Origin of the sequence: Pseudomonas sp. C1C7 (assembly GCF_013359595.1) — a bacterium.
Classification (GTDB): domain Bacteria; phylum Pseudomonadota; class Gammaproteobacteria; order Pseudomonadales; family Pseudomonadaceae; genus Aquipseudomonas.
On record NZ_JABFMP010000001.1, the window covers coordinates 36,725 to 49,625 of the forward strand.

At 59.5% G+C, this 12,901-nt stretch carries 16 protein-coding genes; all 16 read right to left on the reverse strand.

Annotated features, from left to right (window positions below; all coding sequences use genetic code 11):
• Position 1 precedes the first annotated feature (1 nt).
• The gene (gene recA, locus HNO86_RS00190; RefSeq protein WP_175375022.1) at positions 2-1,060 is read right to left on the reverse strand and encodes a recombinase RecA; all 1,059 of its coding nucleotides are present in this window, start codon (positions 1,058-1,060) and stop codon (positions 2-4) included.
• 83 nt (positions 1,061-1,143) lie between these two features.
• Positions 1,144-1,644 carry a CinA family protein gene (locus HNO86_RS00195; protein WP_175375023.1) on the reverse strand — a complete coding sequence of 167 codons (501 nt, stop codon included), beginning with the start codon at positions 1,642-1,644 and terminating at the stop codon, positions 1,144-1,146.
• Positions 1,645-1,724: 80 nt separating this feature from the next.
• Positions 1,725-2,261: a lysis system i-spanin subunit Rz gene (locus HNO86_RS00200; RefSeq protein WP_175375024.1), complete on the reverse strand. Its 537-nt coding sequence runs from the start codon at positions 2,259-2,261 to the stop codon at positions 1,725-1,727.
• The gene (locus tag HNO86_RS00205) at positions 2,243-2,806 is read right to left on the reverse strand and encodes a glycoside hydrolase family 19 protein (protein ID WP_175375025.1); all 564 of its coding nucleotides are present in this window, start codon (positions 2,804-2,806) and stop codon (positions 2,243-2,245) included. The genes HNO86_RS00200 and HNO86_RS00205 overlap by 19 nt, the downstream gene beginning before the upstream one ends.
• A 3-nt stretch (positions 2,807-2,809) precedes the next feature.
• Entirely contained in the window at positions 2,810-3,214 is a 405-nt protein-coding gene (locus HNO86_RS00210) for a phage tail assembly chaperone (RefSeq protein WP_372242500.1), read from the reverse strand.
• Positions 3,215-3,223: 9 nt separating this feature from the next.
• Positions 3,224-4,438 (reverse strand): carbohydrate-binding protein CenC, encoded by a 1,215-nt coding sequence (locus HNO86_RS00215; protein ID WP_175375026.1) that lies wholly within the window; start codon positions 4,436-4,438, stop codon positions 3,224-3,226.
• A 291-nt stretch (positions 4,439-4,729) separates the two neighbouring features.
• Positions 4,730-5,698 (reverse strand): hypothetical protein, encoded by a 969-nt coding sequence (locus tag HNO86_RS30150; protein ID WP_256672522.1) that lies wholly within the window; start codon positions 5,696-5,698, stop codon positions 4,730-4,732.
• A gap of 19 nt (positions 5,699-5,717) precedes the next feature.
• Positions 5,718-6,284: a tail fiber assembly protein gene (locus tag HNO86_RS00225; protein ID WP_175375027.1), complete on the reverse strand. Its 567-nt coding sequence runs from the start codon at positions 6,282-6,284 to the stop codon at positions 5,718-5,720.
• 8 nt (positions 6,285-6,292) lie between these two features.
• Positions 6,293-7,387 (reverse strand): phage tail protein, encoded by a 1,095-nt coding sequence (locus HNO86_RS00230; protein ID WP_175375028.1) that lies wholly within the window; start codon positions 7,385-7,387, stop codon positions 6,293-6,295.
• A 133-nt stretch (positions 7,388-7,520) separates the two neighbouring features.
• Positions 7,521-8,036, reverse strand: a complete 516-nt coding sequence (locus HNO86_RS00235) for a phage tail protein (protein WP_175375029.1) — start codon at positions 8,034-8,036, stop codon at positions 7,521-7,523.
• Positions 8,033-9,181 carry a phage tail protein gene (locus HNO86_RS00240; RefSeq protein ID WP_175375030.1) on the reverse strand — a complete coding sequence of 383 codons (1,149 nt, stop codon included), beginning with the start codon at positions 9,179-9,181 and terminating at the stop codon, positions 8,033-8,035. The genes HNO86_RS00235 and HNO86_RS00240 overlap by 4 nt, the downstream gene beginning before the upstream one ends.
• A gap of 11 nt (positions 9,182-9,192) precedes the next feature.
• The gene (locus HNO86_RS00245) at positions 9,193-9,792 is read right to left on the reverse strand and encodes a YmfQ family protein (RefSeq protein WP_175375031.1); all 600 of its coding nucleotides are present in this window, start codon (positions 9,790-9,792) and stop codon (positions 9,193-9,195) included.
• Positions 9,783-10,823, reverse strand: a complete 1,041-nt coding sequence (locus tag HNO86_RS00250) for a baseplate J/gp47 family protein (protein ID WP_175375032.1) — start codon at positions 10,821-10,823, stop codon at positions 9,783-9,785. The genes HNO86_RS00245 and HNO86_RS00250 overlap by 10 nt, the downstream gene beginning before the upstream one ends.
• Entirely contained in the window at positions 10,813-11,211 is a 399-nt protein-coding gene (locus HNO86_RS00255; RefSeq protein WP_175375033.1) for a phage GP46 family protein, read from the reverse strand. The genes HNO86_RS00250 and HNO86_RS00255 overlap by 11 nt, the downstream gene beginning before the upstream one ends.
• Positions 11,211-11,720 carry a phage baseplate assembly protein V gene (locus HNO86_RS00260; RefSeq protein ID WP_175375034.1) on the reverse strand — a complete coding sequence of 170 codons (510 nt, stop codon included), beginning with the start codon at positions 11,718-11,720 and terminating at the stop codon, positions 11,211-11,213. Before HNO86_RS00260 ends, HNO86_RS00255 begins: the two co-directional genes overlap by 1 nt.
• A 134-nt stretch (positions 11,721-11,854) precedes the next feature.
• Positions 11,855-12,901, reverse strand: a complete 1,047-nt coding sequence (locus HNO86_RS00265; RefSeq protein WP_175375035.1) for a phage baseplate assembly protein — start codon at positions 12,899-12,901, stop codon at positions 11,855-11,857.

Below are 12,901 nucleotides of genomic sequence, written 5' to 3' on the forward strand. Positions count from 1 at the left end.
ATCAGATGTCAGCGTCAGCCAGATCGTCTTCGGTCTCTTTAACCGCAGAGGCCTTGGATTCAGCTACCGCAGATGGAGACAGCAGCTTGTCACGCAGTTGCTTCTCGAGCGCCGCTGCAACGTCCGGGTTATCCGCCAGGTACTTGGCCGAGTTGGCTTTACCCTGACCGATCTTGGTCCCGTTGTAGGCATACCAGGCACCGGATTTTTCAACGAAACCGTGCAGAACACCCAGGTCGATCATCTCGCCATTGAGGTAGATGCCCTTGCCGTAAAGAATCTGGAACTCGGCCTGACGGAACGGCGAAGCCACCTTGTTCTTCACAACCTTGACGCGGGTTTCGCTGCCGACGACTTCATCACCTTCTTTCACCGCGCCAGTGCGACGGATATCCAGACGAACCGAAGCGTAGAACTTCAGCGCGTTACCACCGGTGGTGGTTTCCGGGCTGCCGAACATCACACCGATTTTCATACGGATCTGGTTGATGAAGATCACCAGGCAGTTGGCGTTCTTGATGTTACCGGTGATTTTACGCAGCGCCTGGGACATCAGACGGGCTTGCAGGCCCACGTGCATGTCACCCATTTCGCCTTCGATTTCAGCCTTTGGCACCAGCGCCGCCACGGAGTCGACGATGATCACGTCAACCGCATTGGAACGCACCAGCATGTCGGTGATTTCCAGAGCCTGTTCGCCGGTGTCCGGCTGGGAAACCAGCAGGTCGTCGACGTTGACGCCCAGCTTGCCGGCGTATTCAGGGTCGAGGGCGTGTTCGGCGTCGACGAATGCGCAGGTCGCGCCAGCTTTTTGAGCCTGGGCGATCACAGACAAGGTGAGAGTGGTTTTACCGGAAGATTCAGGACCGTAGATTTCAATGATGCGGCCTTTTGGCAGACCGCCAATGCCCAGAGCGATGTCCAGACCCAGAGAGCCAGTAGAAATGGCCGGGATCGCCTGACGGTCCTGATCGCCCATACGCATTACGGCACCCTTGCCGAATTGACGTTCGATCTGACCCAGGGCCGCAGCCAAGGCTTTCTTCTTGTTGTCGTCCATTAAAGTCCTCACGTAATCAATAAGGCCTGACGGCCAACACCTGTATAAGTAGCCAGTATTATTCCACAGCGTTTGTGGATCGCCTACCCCTGATTTGAGATTTCTGCCGCGGCATACCGCAGCAACCCCTCTAGCGCGGCCTTCACCGTTTGTCGGCGGACCTCGTCGCGGTCACCGGCGAAGTGCTGCAGCTCGCTGAATACCCGCTCGCCCACGCCCCAGGCCAGCCATACCGTGCCCACCGGCTTGTTCGGCGAACCGCCGTCCGGCCCGGCAATGCCACTGACCGCCACCGAGAAAAACGCCCGGCTTTTCTCCTGCGCGCCCCTGGCCATCGCCTCGACCACCTCCTGACTGACAGCGCCCACCGTCGTGAACAACTCGACCGGGACACCCAGCTGCATGTTCTTCTGCAAGTTGGAGTAGGTGACATAACCGGCCTCGAACCACGCCGAGCTGCCTGGAATGCGAGTGATGGCCTCGGCGATCCCGCCACCGGTACAAGACTCGGCCGTGGAGACATGGGCGTTGAGCATCTGCAAGTGCCTGCCAAGGTCGGCGGCCAATTGGGTGGTTACTTTCACGGTCATCTCCTGATGGGCGGAATGAGACCTACCGTACACGAGCGCATCGCGCTTGCAAGTTACAGGGTCAGTCAAAAATGTTAGCGGATTAGCGCCCTCACATAAGCCTGACACGCCTGCAACGCAATCAGTCCCCGGTCGCCGGCATCGGTGATGGCGATAATTCGCTGAGCATGCGCCGGGTCAAGTCGGGCGCGTACGGGGCCAGGATCCACGCCGCCGGGGCCGGAGGCGGGCGGCACTGCACGGATTGAAGCCGCGTCAGCGGCATCGAGGAGGACTGACAGCCGCACATCAGCAGTGGCAAGACGATCGCGCAGGCGATCCTGATCACGTTGGACATCGCTCAACACTCGGAAATGGTTTTGTTCGCTGGTCGACAGCTGCTGCTCGAGAGTCAGGCGCTTGCCCTGCTCGATCTGTTGCTGCATCGCCGCCGCCAGATTCAACTGATTCAGCGCTTCACCGTGCAATCGAGCCTGCTCCGCCAGTTGCCGGCCATAACGCCAATCCTGAATCCGCCAGGCCAGCGCCGCCGAGCCACAGGCCAACACGAGCAGCACCACGACAGCACCGAACCATCGATAGGCCGCAGGCATCAAACCGAAGGCTGACATAACACCGCCCTCGCCCGCGCCCAGAGCTGCAAACGATCCTGCAACCCGTTCAAGCCCCCGTTGATACGCCGCGTGATGCTGTTGAACTGGCCGCGATCGGCCAGTTCATTGAGGCCGTTCTGCTCCCAAAACCACGCCGCGGACTCGGCGGCCCACTGCGGTTGCTCGAGCAGTTCCGGCAAGGCCAACAAACGCTCATCACCAAACAGGCCAAGGCTGCACTGGCGATAGTTATTGCGCCCGGTGATCTGAATCAGACCCCGACCCCGAAAACGCTGACCATCGCCGTCCGGCGCCGGCGTATTGCCCAGGCGAGCAGCCAGGACGCCGGTGTCGTACTTGCTCAGGTATTGGTCGCTGCCCAGCTCACGCACGTACTGCAATTGCCCGGATTCATGACCGATTTGTGCGAGGAATGCGGCGATGCGTTTGGGTGAGTTGATTTTGCGGCGAGCCATGGCGGCGTTGAGGGGGGAAAGGAAAACGCCCGCTTGGGGGCGGGCGTTGGGAAACAGCTGCTGTAGTTGTTCAGATGTAAGCGGCATGGATTACCCTCCGCTAGCCGTAGCCTGCAACCAGAGCGGTGCCGCGGGCTTACTGAAGTCTTTGGGAAAGTTGCCGTTCAACGGCCAGTCGCGCAGGTCTTGCCGGTAATCGAGCAGCTCATGGTATTGATCGGTGCTCAGGGTCATCGGGGTACCGGCGGCTTGCTCGTCGCGATCGCGATCAACCAACCATTGGCTGGCAGCCAGTTGTTCGTTGCGCCAAAGACGCGCACGCACTGTCGGATCAGCGTCGGCCACCGGAACAATGCTGACCATGGCCGGCAATGGCGTGCCGCCGCTCGCCAGCCATTCCTGATACGTATCCCAGAACCGGTGATGCCGAGGCACGGTGGCACCGTCGGACAGTCGAATGACCGTGTCTGGATCTGTCGTCAATTGATAGCTCACAAGATCTCCTTAAAGCTCGGCATCGGCTGTGGCATGGATGTAGTAAGTCTGGGTGACCAGCGCGGTATCGAAGTTGTCCACCCAGACCCCTCGAGTTGATGCACCAAGTGCTCGTGCGCTGGCCGATGACACTTCATCGCTACCTGAACGCCATTGCCCCGGCGTGCCCTTCGAAGTAGGGGCAAAAAGGCTGATGCTCGGAACGCCTCTCTTTTCGACCTTGAAGGTCCACTGCGCCAATGGTTGTGCGGAAAAACTCGCCTGCCCCAGCCTCACTGTGGATATCAATGATCCATACGCCCCGATGAAAGTGCCAGGCGACACTTCCTGGCTGTAGGTCTTTTCGTAGTAGCGCTGACACAGCATCAACTCGTCCCCCGGACTGCGCAATTCGAAGAGCGTCGAAACCGGTCCTTCCTCCAACTGCACCTGTGCGAGATCGATCACCTGCAAGACGTTCAACGGCAAGTCGAACGAAAGCCGCAAACAATCATTGCCTCCACTGCCCAGCACCTTGCCGGCCAGCGAAGGCAATTGCACCGTGGCACTGAATCGGGTCCATGAGGTTTTCAACTGGAAACTACCGACAGGCGTCACCGTCTCCCCTCCACCACCGCCCGTGCCCGGAAACTGCCCCAGGGTGACATTGACCTGACGCGTCGTATCAGCCTTGGCCCAAAAGGTGAGCGTTGCGGTTTTACCCGCCAGGGTCCGGACCGATTCGATCGCCTGGGAAATCCGATGTATGCTCCCACCTGCCCCCGCTGTGACTTGCTGCCAGCGAAAGAAAAAACGCGGTTCGTTCGGCACTTCACCCTGTCCCGGAACAAAGTTCTGCCGCGAGATATTGACCCCGGCATTGCCGTTCCAGTCGCAACGAAAGCGATCGGCAATATAGGCCCCGATATTGGGCGCCAAGTTAACTGCGCCACGCTGCCAGATATCAAAGTTGCCGTTGATGATCAGGTTCTTGCGATAGACCTGAACCGGAAAACGCTGTTGCGGATCGAGCTTCGCCAACTCCTTGATCGCCAGGCTCAACTGATCCGTCTGATTCTCGGAGGGCACCAGCCCGGCCCCACTGATTACGTTGAGGATTTCCTGAGTAACAGCGTTGCCCCAACTGGCAGGGATCAGGGAACCGGGCGTGCCGGCAATTGGATCTTCGTCGACGAACCTGCCGTTTGCCAGGCCGGCGCCGGGGGTATTTTTTGGATAGTCCATCATTCAACTCTTGAGTGGGTTCTGAAAGGCAGGCTGTAGACCGTTTGGCCCGGGTACAGCTATCGAGCTAGCGGAAAAAAGAAAACGCCCGCTTGTAGGCGGGCGTTGACGGTTCGATGTTCGCTGCTGATTCCAGCCTCGCCCGAAACTCCAGGTATCGTTGGTCATCCAGAGAGACAGCCCCCTGATTAGTCCAGGCTGTGGAGTCCTGAGACGCTGAAAACGCAGCCACGATGACCTCTCTCTTTTCGTCCTCGAACTGCACATTGATTACATCCATGATCACCCCTATCAACTGAACGAATAACTGGAGATATACAACTCAAATACCGGTAACCCAGCCGTACTTTGGCAGCTCATATAGATGGTTTGGTTTCCAAGCACGGGCATTGAGTAATTTCCTGCCAGGCCTGCACCACTCCCTAGATGACCGGCAATTATCTGTTGCCCCAATCCGATTCCATTGGCGTTCAATACCATGTTGATATAGGACAATGTTGTAGAGCCATTGGAGATCACCATTTCCCCTGCAAACTCATACGCATTGACGGGAATGACACCTGCAACGGATAAGGGGGAGCCATTCAGGATTGCCGATCCCAGGTAGGCTTGTGTCAATGACAAATAGACTTTGCGCCCTCTCTGAGCCCCAACCTTGAATTTACCCGTGGCATCGGTGGGCCAGACGCTGATCAATGCCGAGGCGTCATAACCCGTCGGCATCTTTGCGCCTTGATAAACACGCGGTGCAAAGACTGACGTGCTATTGACCGCCAGAATATTGCTCTCGCCAGTCAACGAGTTGCAGATCGCATAGAGAGCCACAAACCCGCTTGTCGGAGCAGGCCCGACGTCCATGCCGCCGGCTCCTGTCATCGCAAGATTGATCGTCTTGCTGAAATTGGCCATGCGATAACCGGCGCCACCCGATGCTGGCTGTACCGTGAGTTCATCGGCCTTGAAAATGCCGCTCGCAGCGGCTGTTGGTATTGAAAACGATGCGTTCCGCAACAGACCGGAAACAGTCCCAACCCGCTGAGCAGAAGTGCTCATGAGTTTGTTGATCGCTTCCAGCAATTGAGTGTTGTTCGACTCGGCAGCCACCATTCCGGCACCGGCGATAACGCCCCGAATTTCATCGGTCACACCGTTGCCCCAACTCGCAGGAATCAATGAACCGGGCGTACCCGCTACGGGATCCTCGTCGACAAACCTGCCATTCACCAGACCGGCGCTGGGCACACTTTTGGGATAGTCCATTACATTTTTCTCCGTGAAATCACGCGCCTGCGGGTGTGCCTGGCGTGATAGGCCACATCACCTCATTGGGAAATCCGGCCTGCATTTCGATGCGGTTCAACTCGACGCTGTAGAGCTTCAATTCAAGCAACGCCAGTTGCTCATCCTGTGAGGCATCGCCGATGTCTTCGGCGTACTGAAGCGGTGCAATTCGCAGGACGGCATCGCGAAGCAGAACGTCGCGTCGAACCAGGATTTCGGCCTTCAAACCGGACAAGCGCGCCGCCTCGTCGAGCTTCCAGGTGCCATCTCCCCAGACGAAGTAGTCGCCCGGCGAAGGTTCGATGGTGTAGGTATCCGGCAATTCACCAAACTCGGTCCATTTCCGCCGGGCGCCGTTTTCCTTGAGATAAACCTCACCACGTCGATCAACCAACTCTCGAGGCACACCGCTCACAAACACCCACGTACGGCCGGGTTCGGCGGGTGGCAATTCGAACGAAAGTTCTATGGCATTGGCGGGTAATTGAACGCCTATACCCGGCGTGACCGGAAACTTCACGGGGCCGGTCAAAGCCCCCGCACTATCAAGCAGATAATTGAACATGGGGCACCTCAGATAAGTTTGATACGACCGGGATAGGCGATGTTGCGGGGGCGGGATTTGAAGGCATACAGCAGCGTATTGGCAGTATCCGTCTGGTAAACCGTACCGGCGGGATAGACAGGTCCTCCATTCAACAATCCGCTAACGTATTGCGGCTCCTCCCGGGTCGCCGCACCAAATCCGGTGAGACTGTCGGACCAACGCGAACCCACAGCGCCTGCCCCGTTCGCACCTTGCGCATAGGAGTGGATAGAACCTGACTGGGCACTGCCCATATCCCGTCCACTGTCCACCCCGCGCCCCTCGTCCAGAACCCTCAGGAACTCCCCTCGATTTTCAGGACCACGGAAAGTCAACGAACCATCGCCTGCCGTCCATTTGCCTTCATTGCCGACCCGCGCGGCTTCGGTGCCAAGCATTCCCGATTGCTGAGCGTGATCCCACAACCATGGCCACTGCGCGCGATTCATCACGGCGCCATTGAGCGCGCCATAGCCGCCGGGATTCAGAACCGAGGTCGTCTCGAAAAAAGGGCGCCCCAAAGGTGTGCTGTCAAACCGGCCCACTGGCCACCAACTGCCCGCACCGTCACTGCGCAGGTGCCACCAATCGCCCGCCCCCATCAATACCAGGAAGGAATATCCGGCCGCGGACAGGTGGGTATGGAACCTGATTCGATCCGTACCGACCGCCTGCACGACCAGGCGGTTGCCGCTGTTATCCAGTCGGCGAACGATGACATCACGAACCCCCAGTGCGACGTTGGCCGCCGGCAAGCTGATCGTGGCGGCTGCCGAGCCGGAATCGATCAGTACCAGCCCCAGTTCCTGACCCGACAACGTCTTCGATGCTGTTACCTGGGTGATCACTGAGCGCATCGGGTTGCTCGCGCCGATGATTGACTGAATCGCCTTGAGCAACTGGCCATTGTCTGATTCGGACGGAGTCAAGCCACCGCTGGAAATGACGCTCACGATCTCTTGAGTGACCGCGTTGCCCCACACCGCCGGTATCAGCGAACCGGGTGTACCTTGCACCGGATTTTCATCGACAAACCGGCCATTGACCAAGCCGACACTGGGGACGCTTTTTGGATAGTCCATAGATATGTGTTCCTCTGAAATAACAAACGACCCGAGCCATGGCATCGCCGCAGCGACACCGCTCAGAGTCAATCTCCTGAAAAGAAAAAGCCCACATTGAAGTGGGCTGAGTGAAGCGGGACAGGGAAAGGATCTAGCTGGATTGACTGGTAATCAGTTCGCGAATCAGCACCAACGCTTCATCGCTGACACTGCGTGCCAGATCCATCTTGCCCTTGGCTGCATGCGTGCGGATCTGTGCCTTGGCCTTCAGGCGCAAGGTGCGCAACGTCAGCAAATTGTCGGTCAACTGTTGGGCCTTCCCGAGGATCTGCTCGGCAGCCTGTCTGGCCGTACGCCCCTTGATGACCCATGCAGCAACTGACAATGGCACTTCTTTTTTCGGGTAACCGGCGTCCTGATAAGCCTGAGCGTCGGCTGCGGCCTGGGCGTACTCCATGGCCTTGAGCGGGTCGCCGGCCAGGAAGGTGCGGGCATTGTCAGCGGCGTTATCGACATTGGCACACAGACGCTCGACTTCCTGCTGTTTCTGCATTGCATTAGCGGAAGCATCGAACACCCATTTTTCACCATCCCATACATGAGCGAAGGAAGGTTGTATCGGTCGCAGCCCTTCTTCAAATTGATGCAGTTCTTGAATGACGTTCATCGAATCAACTCCCAGGAAAGGCTGACATTGACCGCCGCACTGAAGTTAACCGCGATACCCACGGAGTAATCAGTGATCGGATGATTTTTGATCCCCATGGCAAACAACAACTCATCGCTGACGGCACTGGTCGATCCAAGCGTGTGTTCGGCTTGATAGGACTGCCACAGAGAGCGCAATTGGTTGTGATCGAAACTGGCGGTAAGGGTCGTGACGGTGGCGTCGTTGACAAAATTGTTGGTAAAGATCGTGCAGGGTGACGGAGTCGTCCAACCCGTGTCGTAGTTGGAACTGGTGGTCAGCGCCGGAGAGAGGAAGCAGTAGTTGGCTCCAATCCACCCTGCTGGTGCGAATGACACCCCTGAGATCTCAGTTGGCAATGGTGTCGGGTTACCAACCACCAGACGTGCCGCTCGGGCATGGGGATCCAGGGGAAGGTAAACCACACCATTGCCATTGACGGTCTGCGTCCACGATAGCCGATGGCGGTTGTAAATTGGCCTGATGACGGGCACGGAACCCGGCGCTGCCGTGAATACCCAAGCAAGGCAGATGTCCAGCGGCGTGGACTGAAATCCGCCGCCTGCTGCAGCATTAGCCGTACCCTTCAATCCTTCAGGAACAACGTCATAAATTGTTCCCCGCTGCATATAGAACGTCAGCAAATCGCCAATCACCTGGGCTCGCAGAAAATAGCTGGTCGACGGAAGCAGCTCAGCCGTGCTCCATGCCTGAGTGGTAAATGTACGCATTCTCCCCAGCTTTCCTGCCACGACCTCCTGACCGATGCTGACCAGTACTCCAGCTGGAACCGAAACCTTCCCGCCATTGACCGAGGCAATTGCTGTTACAGCCAGGCGGCCATCGGCAGTTGCAACGGTAGGTTGTGGCAAAGAGGCAATCGGTAGCGCCGAATCCAGGTTCCAGCCCTTGGCCGAAACAATCTGGATCGCCAGCAACAACTGATCAAACCTCGTCTCATCCGGCATCAGATCCCCGGCCTTGATCACATTGACGATTTCCTCCGTCACACCATTGCCCCACGCCGCCGGAATCAACGACCCTGGCGTTCCGGTGAGCGGGTTTTCATCGATGAACTTCCCATTCACCAAACCGGCGCTGGGCACGCTTTTCGGATAATCCATTTCACTTTTCCCTAGTCATAATTGATGTGCACCTTGGTGTGCGCGGGCGCGCTGCGGTGGATCAGGCATTCCAGGGCGGAGCCCGGATTCATGCCGAAACGCTCGCCCCAGTAGCTCGCGCCGAAGCGCCGCCCAAGTAGCAGGCGACCGCCGGTGTTGAGCGTCCACATGAACTGCGCTTCCCAGGTGCCGAAATGCGCCGAACCAAAGCGCGATCGCCCCATGCGCGGTGCTTCAAGCTCAGTGATGGAGGCGTTCGGGTAGCCCTGGCCCTTGGCCATTTCCAGGTAGTAACCGATGGCCTGACTGCCAACCGTCAACAATCGGCGACGGACCGCCAGGCGCCGGTCGTCGAACAACGGCGTGGCACCAAGACAGGGATCAGGCAGTTCCATCACCCGCTCCCAATCCGGCACCAGTTCGCTGATGCCGGCCGGGTCCATCTCGTTGAGCAGATCGGCGGCACGGGCGTCGAGGCGGGCCAGTTCGACGGAGACTCCTTGCAACACCTCTTCCAGCTCCGGCACTTGCTCCGGATCCCACGCAGGGCCGCTGGGCAGCAGCGCACGCAATTGCGTCTGGTATTGCGCGGCGGTTCGTATTACCCCCATACACAACCCCCGAAAGTCAGAAGTTGATTGGGCGCGGCGCTGACATCGGCCACCGGTGACGTCAGGATGTGATCGTTTTCGCCGCTGGTGCTGCTGATGGCCTCGCGGATGTGGCTGATCAACAGCTTTTCGCCCAAGTCAGCCTCGCGGTTGTGCAGATCGCGCAATTGCGCTTCGACGGCGGCGCGCACGACGCTGGTGTCCGGGGTCAGCTTCAGTTGATAGACCACCGGAACCTGCACCGGCGCCTGCACATGCACTTCGGCGGTCACCGGACGCAGGGGGTCGATATAGGCCTGCACTTGCGCCAGTTGCTCGGCGTTCGGCACCGGTTGCGGATCATCGTCGCGCATGATGTAGACGCCGACCGTGCCCGGCCCGAGAAAGCCGCCGCGACACCAGGCGCGGGTGACGCCCGGCACTTCCAGCGCCCAGGTTTCGTAGTCGTTGGCCGAGCCGCCGTGGGGGATGACCCGGTAGGAGCGGATCACTCGCGAACGCAGCGCTTCAAGGCTTTCCCGAGCCACGCCACCGCTCAGGCCCGACGCCAGCACTACGAAGCTGTTGCCGACAATGCCGGCGATTGGCTGCACCGGGGTCAGCGTCAGCCCTGCATCGGCGTTGCCCAGGCTGCCAGCCTCGAGCGCAGCGATGGTGGTGCTGTTGACGCCGCTGATGCTGGTGCGCGCGGCGGTGACTTTGTAGGTGCGCCCATCGCTGGCCTGCAGAAGCGTATCGACATCCAACACCGCACCGGCGGTCGCACTGAAGCTGACGCTGCCAGTGGCGACTTGCGCCGGTTTACGCGGCTGGTTCAGGCGCAGCGCGGCGATGCGTTCCAGGGTCGATTCATCGGCGGTGTCCGGCAGGATCTGCTCGGCAATCCAGTCAAGGTAGCCATAGAGACCGTACGCGGCACCGCTCAAAGTGCGGGCCAGCACTTGCGCATCGGACTGGCGCAGCGAGTCGCTGGCCAGGTCGCTTTGGGTGCGCTTGATCAGCACCGGAAGCGAAGGGGTTTCAAACGGCATAGATCACCTGCCAACTGTTATCGGGGTTGATGTCCAGGCGCTCGCCGTCGGCCAGGGTCAGGACCGTGCGCAGGTTCAGGCGCTGGGCATCGAGGCGTTCGCTGATGATGTCGATGGCGCTGCAATGGCCGTCATCAATCAGCCATTGCAGTGCTTCGCGGGCATAGAACTCAGCGTCCATCCGGGTCTGGCGGGTCAGCTTGACCCGGCGCAGCAGCCACAGCCGCGAACCGATGCGGTCGTCGGCCACAGTGGGAAAAGTGTCGCCCCACCAGCCGTAACGCTCCTCGTCGTCGAGGGCATCGTCATTGGCAGCGCGGCGCCAGGTGAACAGGCTGATCAGGACCGCGCGGGTCAGTGCGGCGTGCAGGTTCTGGCTGATGAACATCAGGCACCTCCCACCGGCGCCGCGGTCTGGCCGCCGCCACCCTGAACGCCGCCATGCACGTGTTTGATCTGGCTGATGCCGCCTGCGACCTGATCGCCCTTGGAAACGAGCTTGCCGGTCTGGTTGATCACCGGCGTGTCGAAATTGACGGAGGTACTGGCGCGGATGTTGAGCGTGGCGGTGTCGATGTCGATGATCCGTCCGCGCTTGAAGTGAATCCGGTCGCCCTCGTCGGTGTAGATCGCCACTTCACCGGCCGCCAGGGATTGCAGGCGATAGCGCCGGTCGGCAACCACCAGGGCGATGGCATGGGAGCGATCACCGCCGAGAAAGGTGACGACGCCCTCGGCGCCAGCGAGGGGGTGGCTGGTGAAACCGTACGGTTCGAAGTGCTCCATGTCATCGTTCACTTCGCCGGCGGTGAGGCGCATTTGCAGCGATTGCAGTTTGGATGCCGAACTGGCGAGCACGACAGTGCCGCGCGCCAGCAGGCGTGTCAGTAGGCTCATGAAATTTCCTCAAGGTTTCGGATCCGACACCGCCCCTGTGGGAGCGGGCTTGCTCGCGAAAGCGCTGGGTCAGACAAATGAATGTTGAAGCTGCCACCGTCTTCGCGAGCAAGCCCGCTCCCACAGGTTCGGTATCACGCCGAGTTTTTCTTTGGGGATGGATTGGCATCAAAGGAATGCGGCGGTGCAACCTGCAGAGTGGTCACCGAGCCCTGCGCCGACAGCGAGTAAGTCACCCGCGAGATCAGCATGTCCTCGTCGAACCCGAGCACCGGATCCTTGACCCGCACCAGGGTGTTGTGGCGCCACAGATCGCCGTTGGCCTGGCGCCAGCCCTGCACCTGATAGGTGGTGGTCAGCGCCTGGCCCATGCGGGTGGCGCTTTCCCACAGGGCCCTTTGCTGCGCCAGTTCGAAGGTCAGTTGCGTGCCTTCGTTGATGACCGTGGTGCGACGGCGTTTGAAGGACAGGTCGGCAGCCGTCGCCTGAACCTCGCTGACCGCCGCCCCGCTTTGCTTGTCGGAACCTTTTTGCTGACCGATCACCCGGTATTCGGAGAACACCTGGCTGTAGTCCATCGGGGCATTGGCCGACAGGATGTTCTTGCCCAACTCCAGCGCATCGCTGGCCCGCCCGGCGCTGCCCGGCCTGGCCAGCACCAGCCGCCCCTGCTCGTCATCGGTGGAAAACACCCGGAACAGCGACAGCAGGCGATCGATCGACTGGAACACCGTTTCTCCCGGCACAATCGTGTGCTTGGCCAGCCGCGCGGTTTCGGGGATCTCGTTGACCACGTACAACGAATACTCCATGGCCAGCGCCTGGACGATGCCCAGCAAGGGTTGTTCCTGCCATTGATTCGGCCGGTTGGTTGCCGCGCAATCCACCAGGTCCCGGGTTTTGGAACTGCCTTCGATACTCAAGCTGACCTGCTGCCCGTCATAACGGATCGGCGCCTTGAACACGTACCCGGTGAGAACCAGATCCTTGCCGATCTTCACCTCGCACGGAGCACCGGCCCTGATCCGCTGATCGACCGTCTGCCCGGGCCATTGCCAGGTGATATCGAGTTTGAAGCTGCGGAACTGACGCTCCAGATCGGCAGTGATTTCCACGCTTTTCCAGCCGCCGTATTCAATGCCGTCGACCGTCAGCGTGACGCGGTTGTCCATCTCGTTCAT

Bases quoted from the DNA above. Each gene is read 5' to 3' on its own strand.
- HNO86_RS00230 (WP_175375028.1), bottom strand. From the start codon at position 7,387: ATGGACTATCCAAAAAGCGTCCCCAGTGTCGGCTTGGTCAATGGCCGG.
- HNO86_RS30150 (WP_256672522.1), bottom strand. From the start codon at position 5,698: ATGGACTATCCCAAAAGTGTGCCCAGCGCCGGTCTGGTGAATGGCAGG.
- HNO86_RS00265 (WP_175375035.1), bottom strand. From the start codon at position 12,901: ATGAACGAGATGGACAACCGCGTCACGCTGACGGTCGACGGCATTGAA.
- HNO86_RS00225 (WP_175375027.1), bottom strand. From the start codon at position 6,284: ATGTTCAATTATCTGCTTGATAGTGCGGGGGCTTTGACCGGCCCCGTG.
- HNO86_RS00250 (WP_175375032.1), bottom strand. From the start codon at position 10,823: ATGCCGTTTGAAACCCCTTCGCTTCCGGTGCTGATCAAGCGCACCCAA.
- HNO86_RS00260 (WP_175375034.1), bottom strand. From the start codon at position 11,720: ATGAGCCTACTGACACGCCTGCTGGCGCGCGGCACTGTCGTGCTCGCC.
- HNO86_RS00205 (WP_175375025.1), bottom strand. From the start codon at position 2,806: ATGCCGCTTACATCTGAACAACTACAGCAGCTGTTTCCCAACGCCCGC.
- HNO86_RS00245 (WP_175375031.1), bottom strand. From the start codon at position 9,792: ATGGGGGTAATACGAACCGCCGCGCAATACCAGACGCAATTGCGTGCG.
- recA (WP_175375022.1), bottom strand. From the start codon at position 1,060: ATGGACGACAACAAGAAGAAAGCCTTGGCTGCGGCCCTGGGTCAGATC.
- HNO86_RS00240 (WP_175375030.1), bottom strand. From the start codon at position 9,181: ATGGATTATCCGAAAAGCGTGCCCAGCGCCGGTTTGGTGAATGGGAAG.
- HNO86_RS00255 (WP_175375033.1), bottom strand. From the start codon at position 11,211: ATGTTCATCAGCCAGAACCTGCACGCCGCACTGACCCGCGCGGTCCTG.
- HNO86_RS00200 (WP_175375024.1), bottom strand. From the start codon at position 2,261: ATGTCAGCCTTCGGTTTGATGCCTGCGGCCTATCGATGGTTCGGTGCT.
- HNO86_RS00215 (WP_175375026.1), bottom strand. From the start codon at position 4,438: ATGGACTATCCAAAAAATACCCCCGGCGCCGGCCTGGCAAACGGCAGG.
- HNO86_RS00235 (WP_175375029.1), bottom strand. From the start codon at position 8,036: ATGAACGTCATTCAAGAACTGCATCAATTTGAAGAAGGGCTGCGACCG.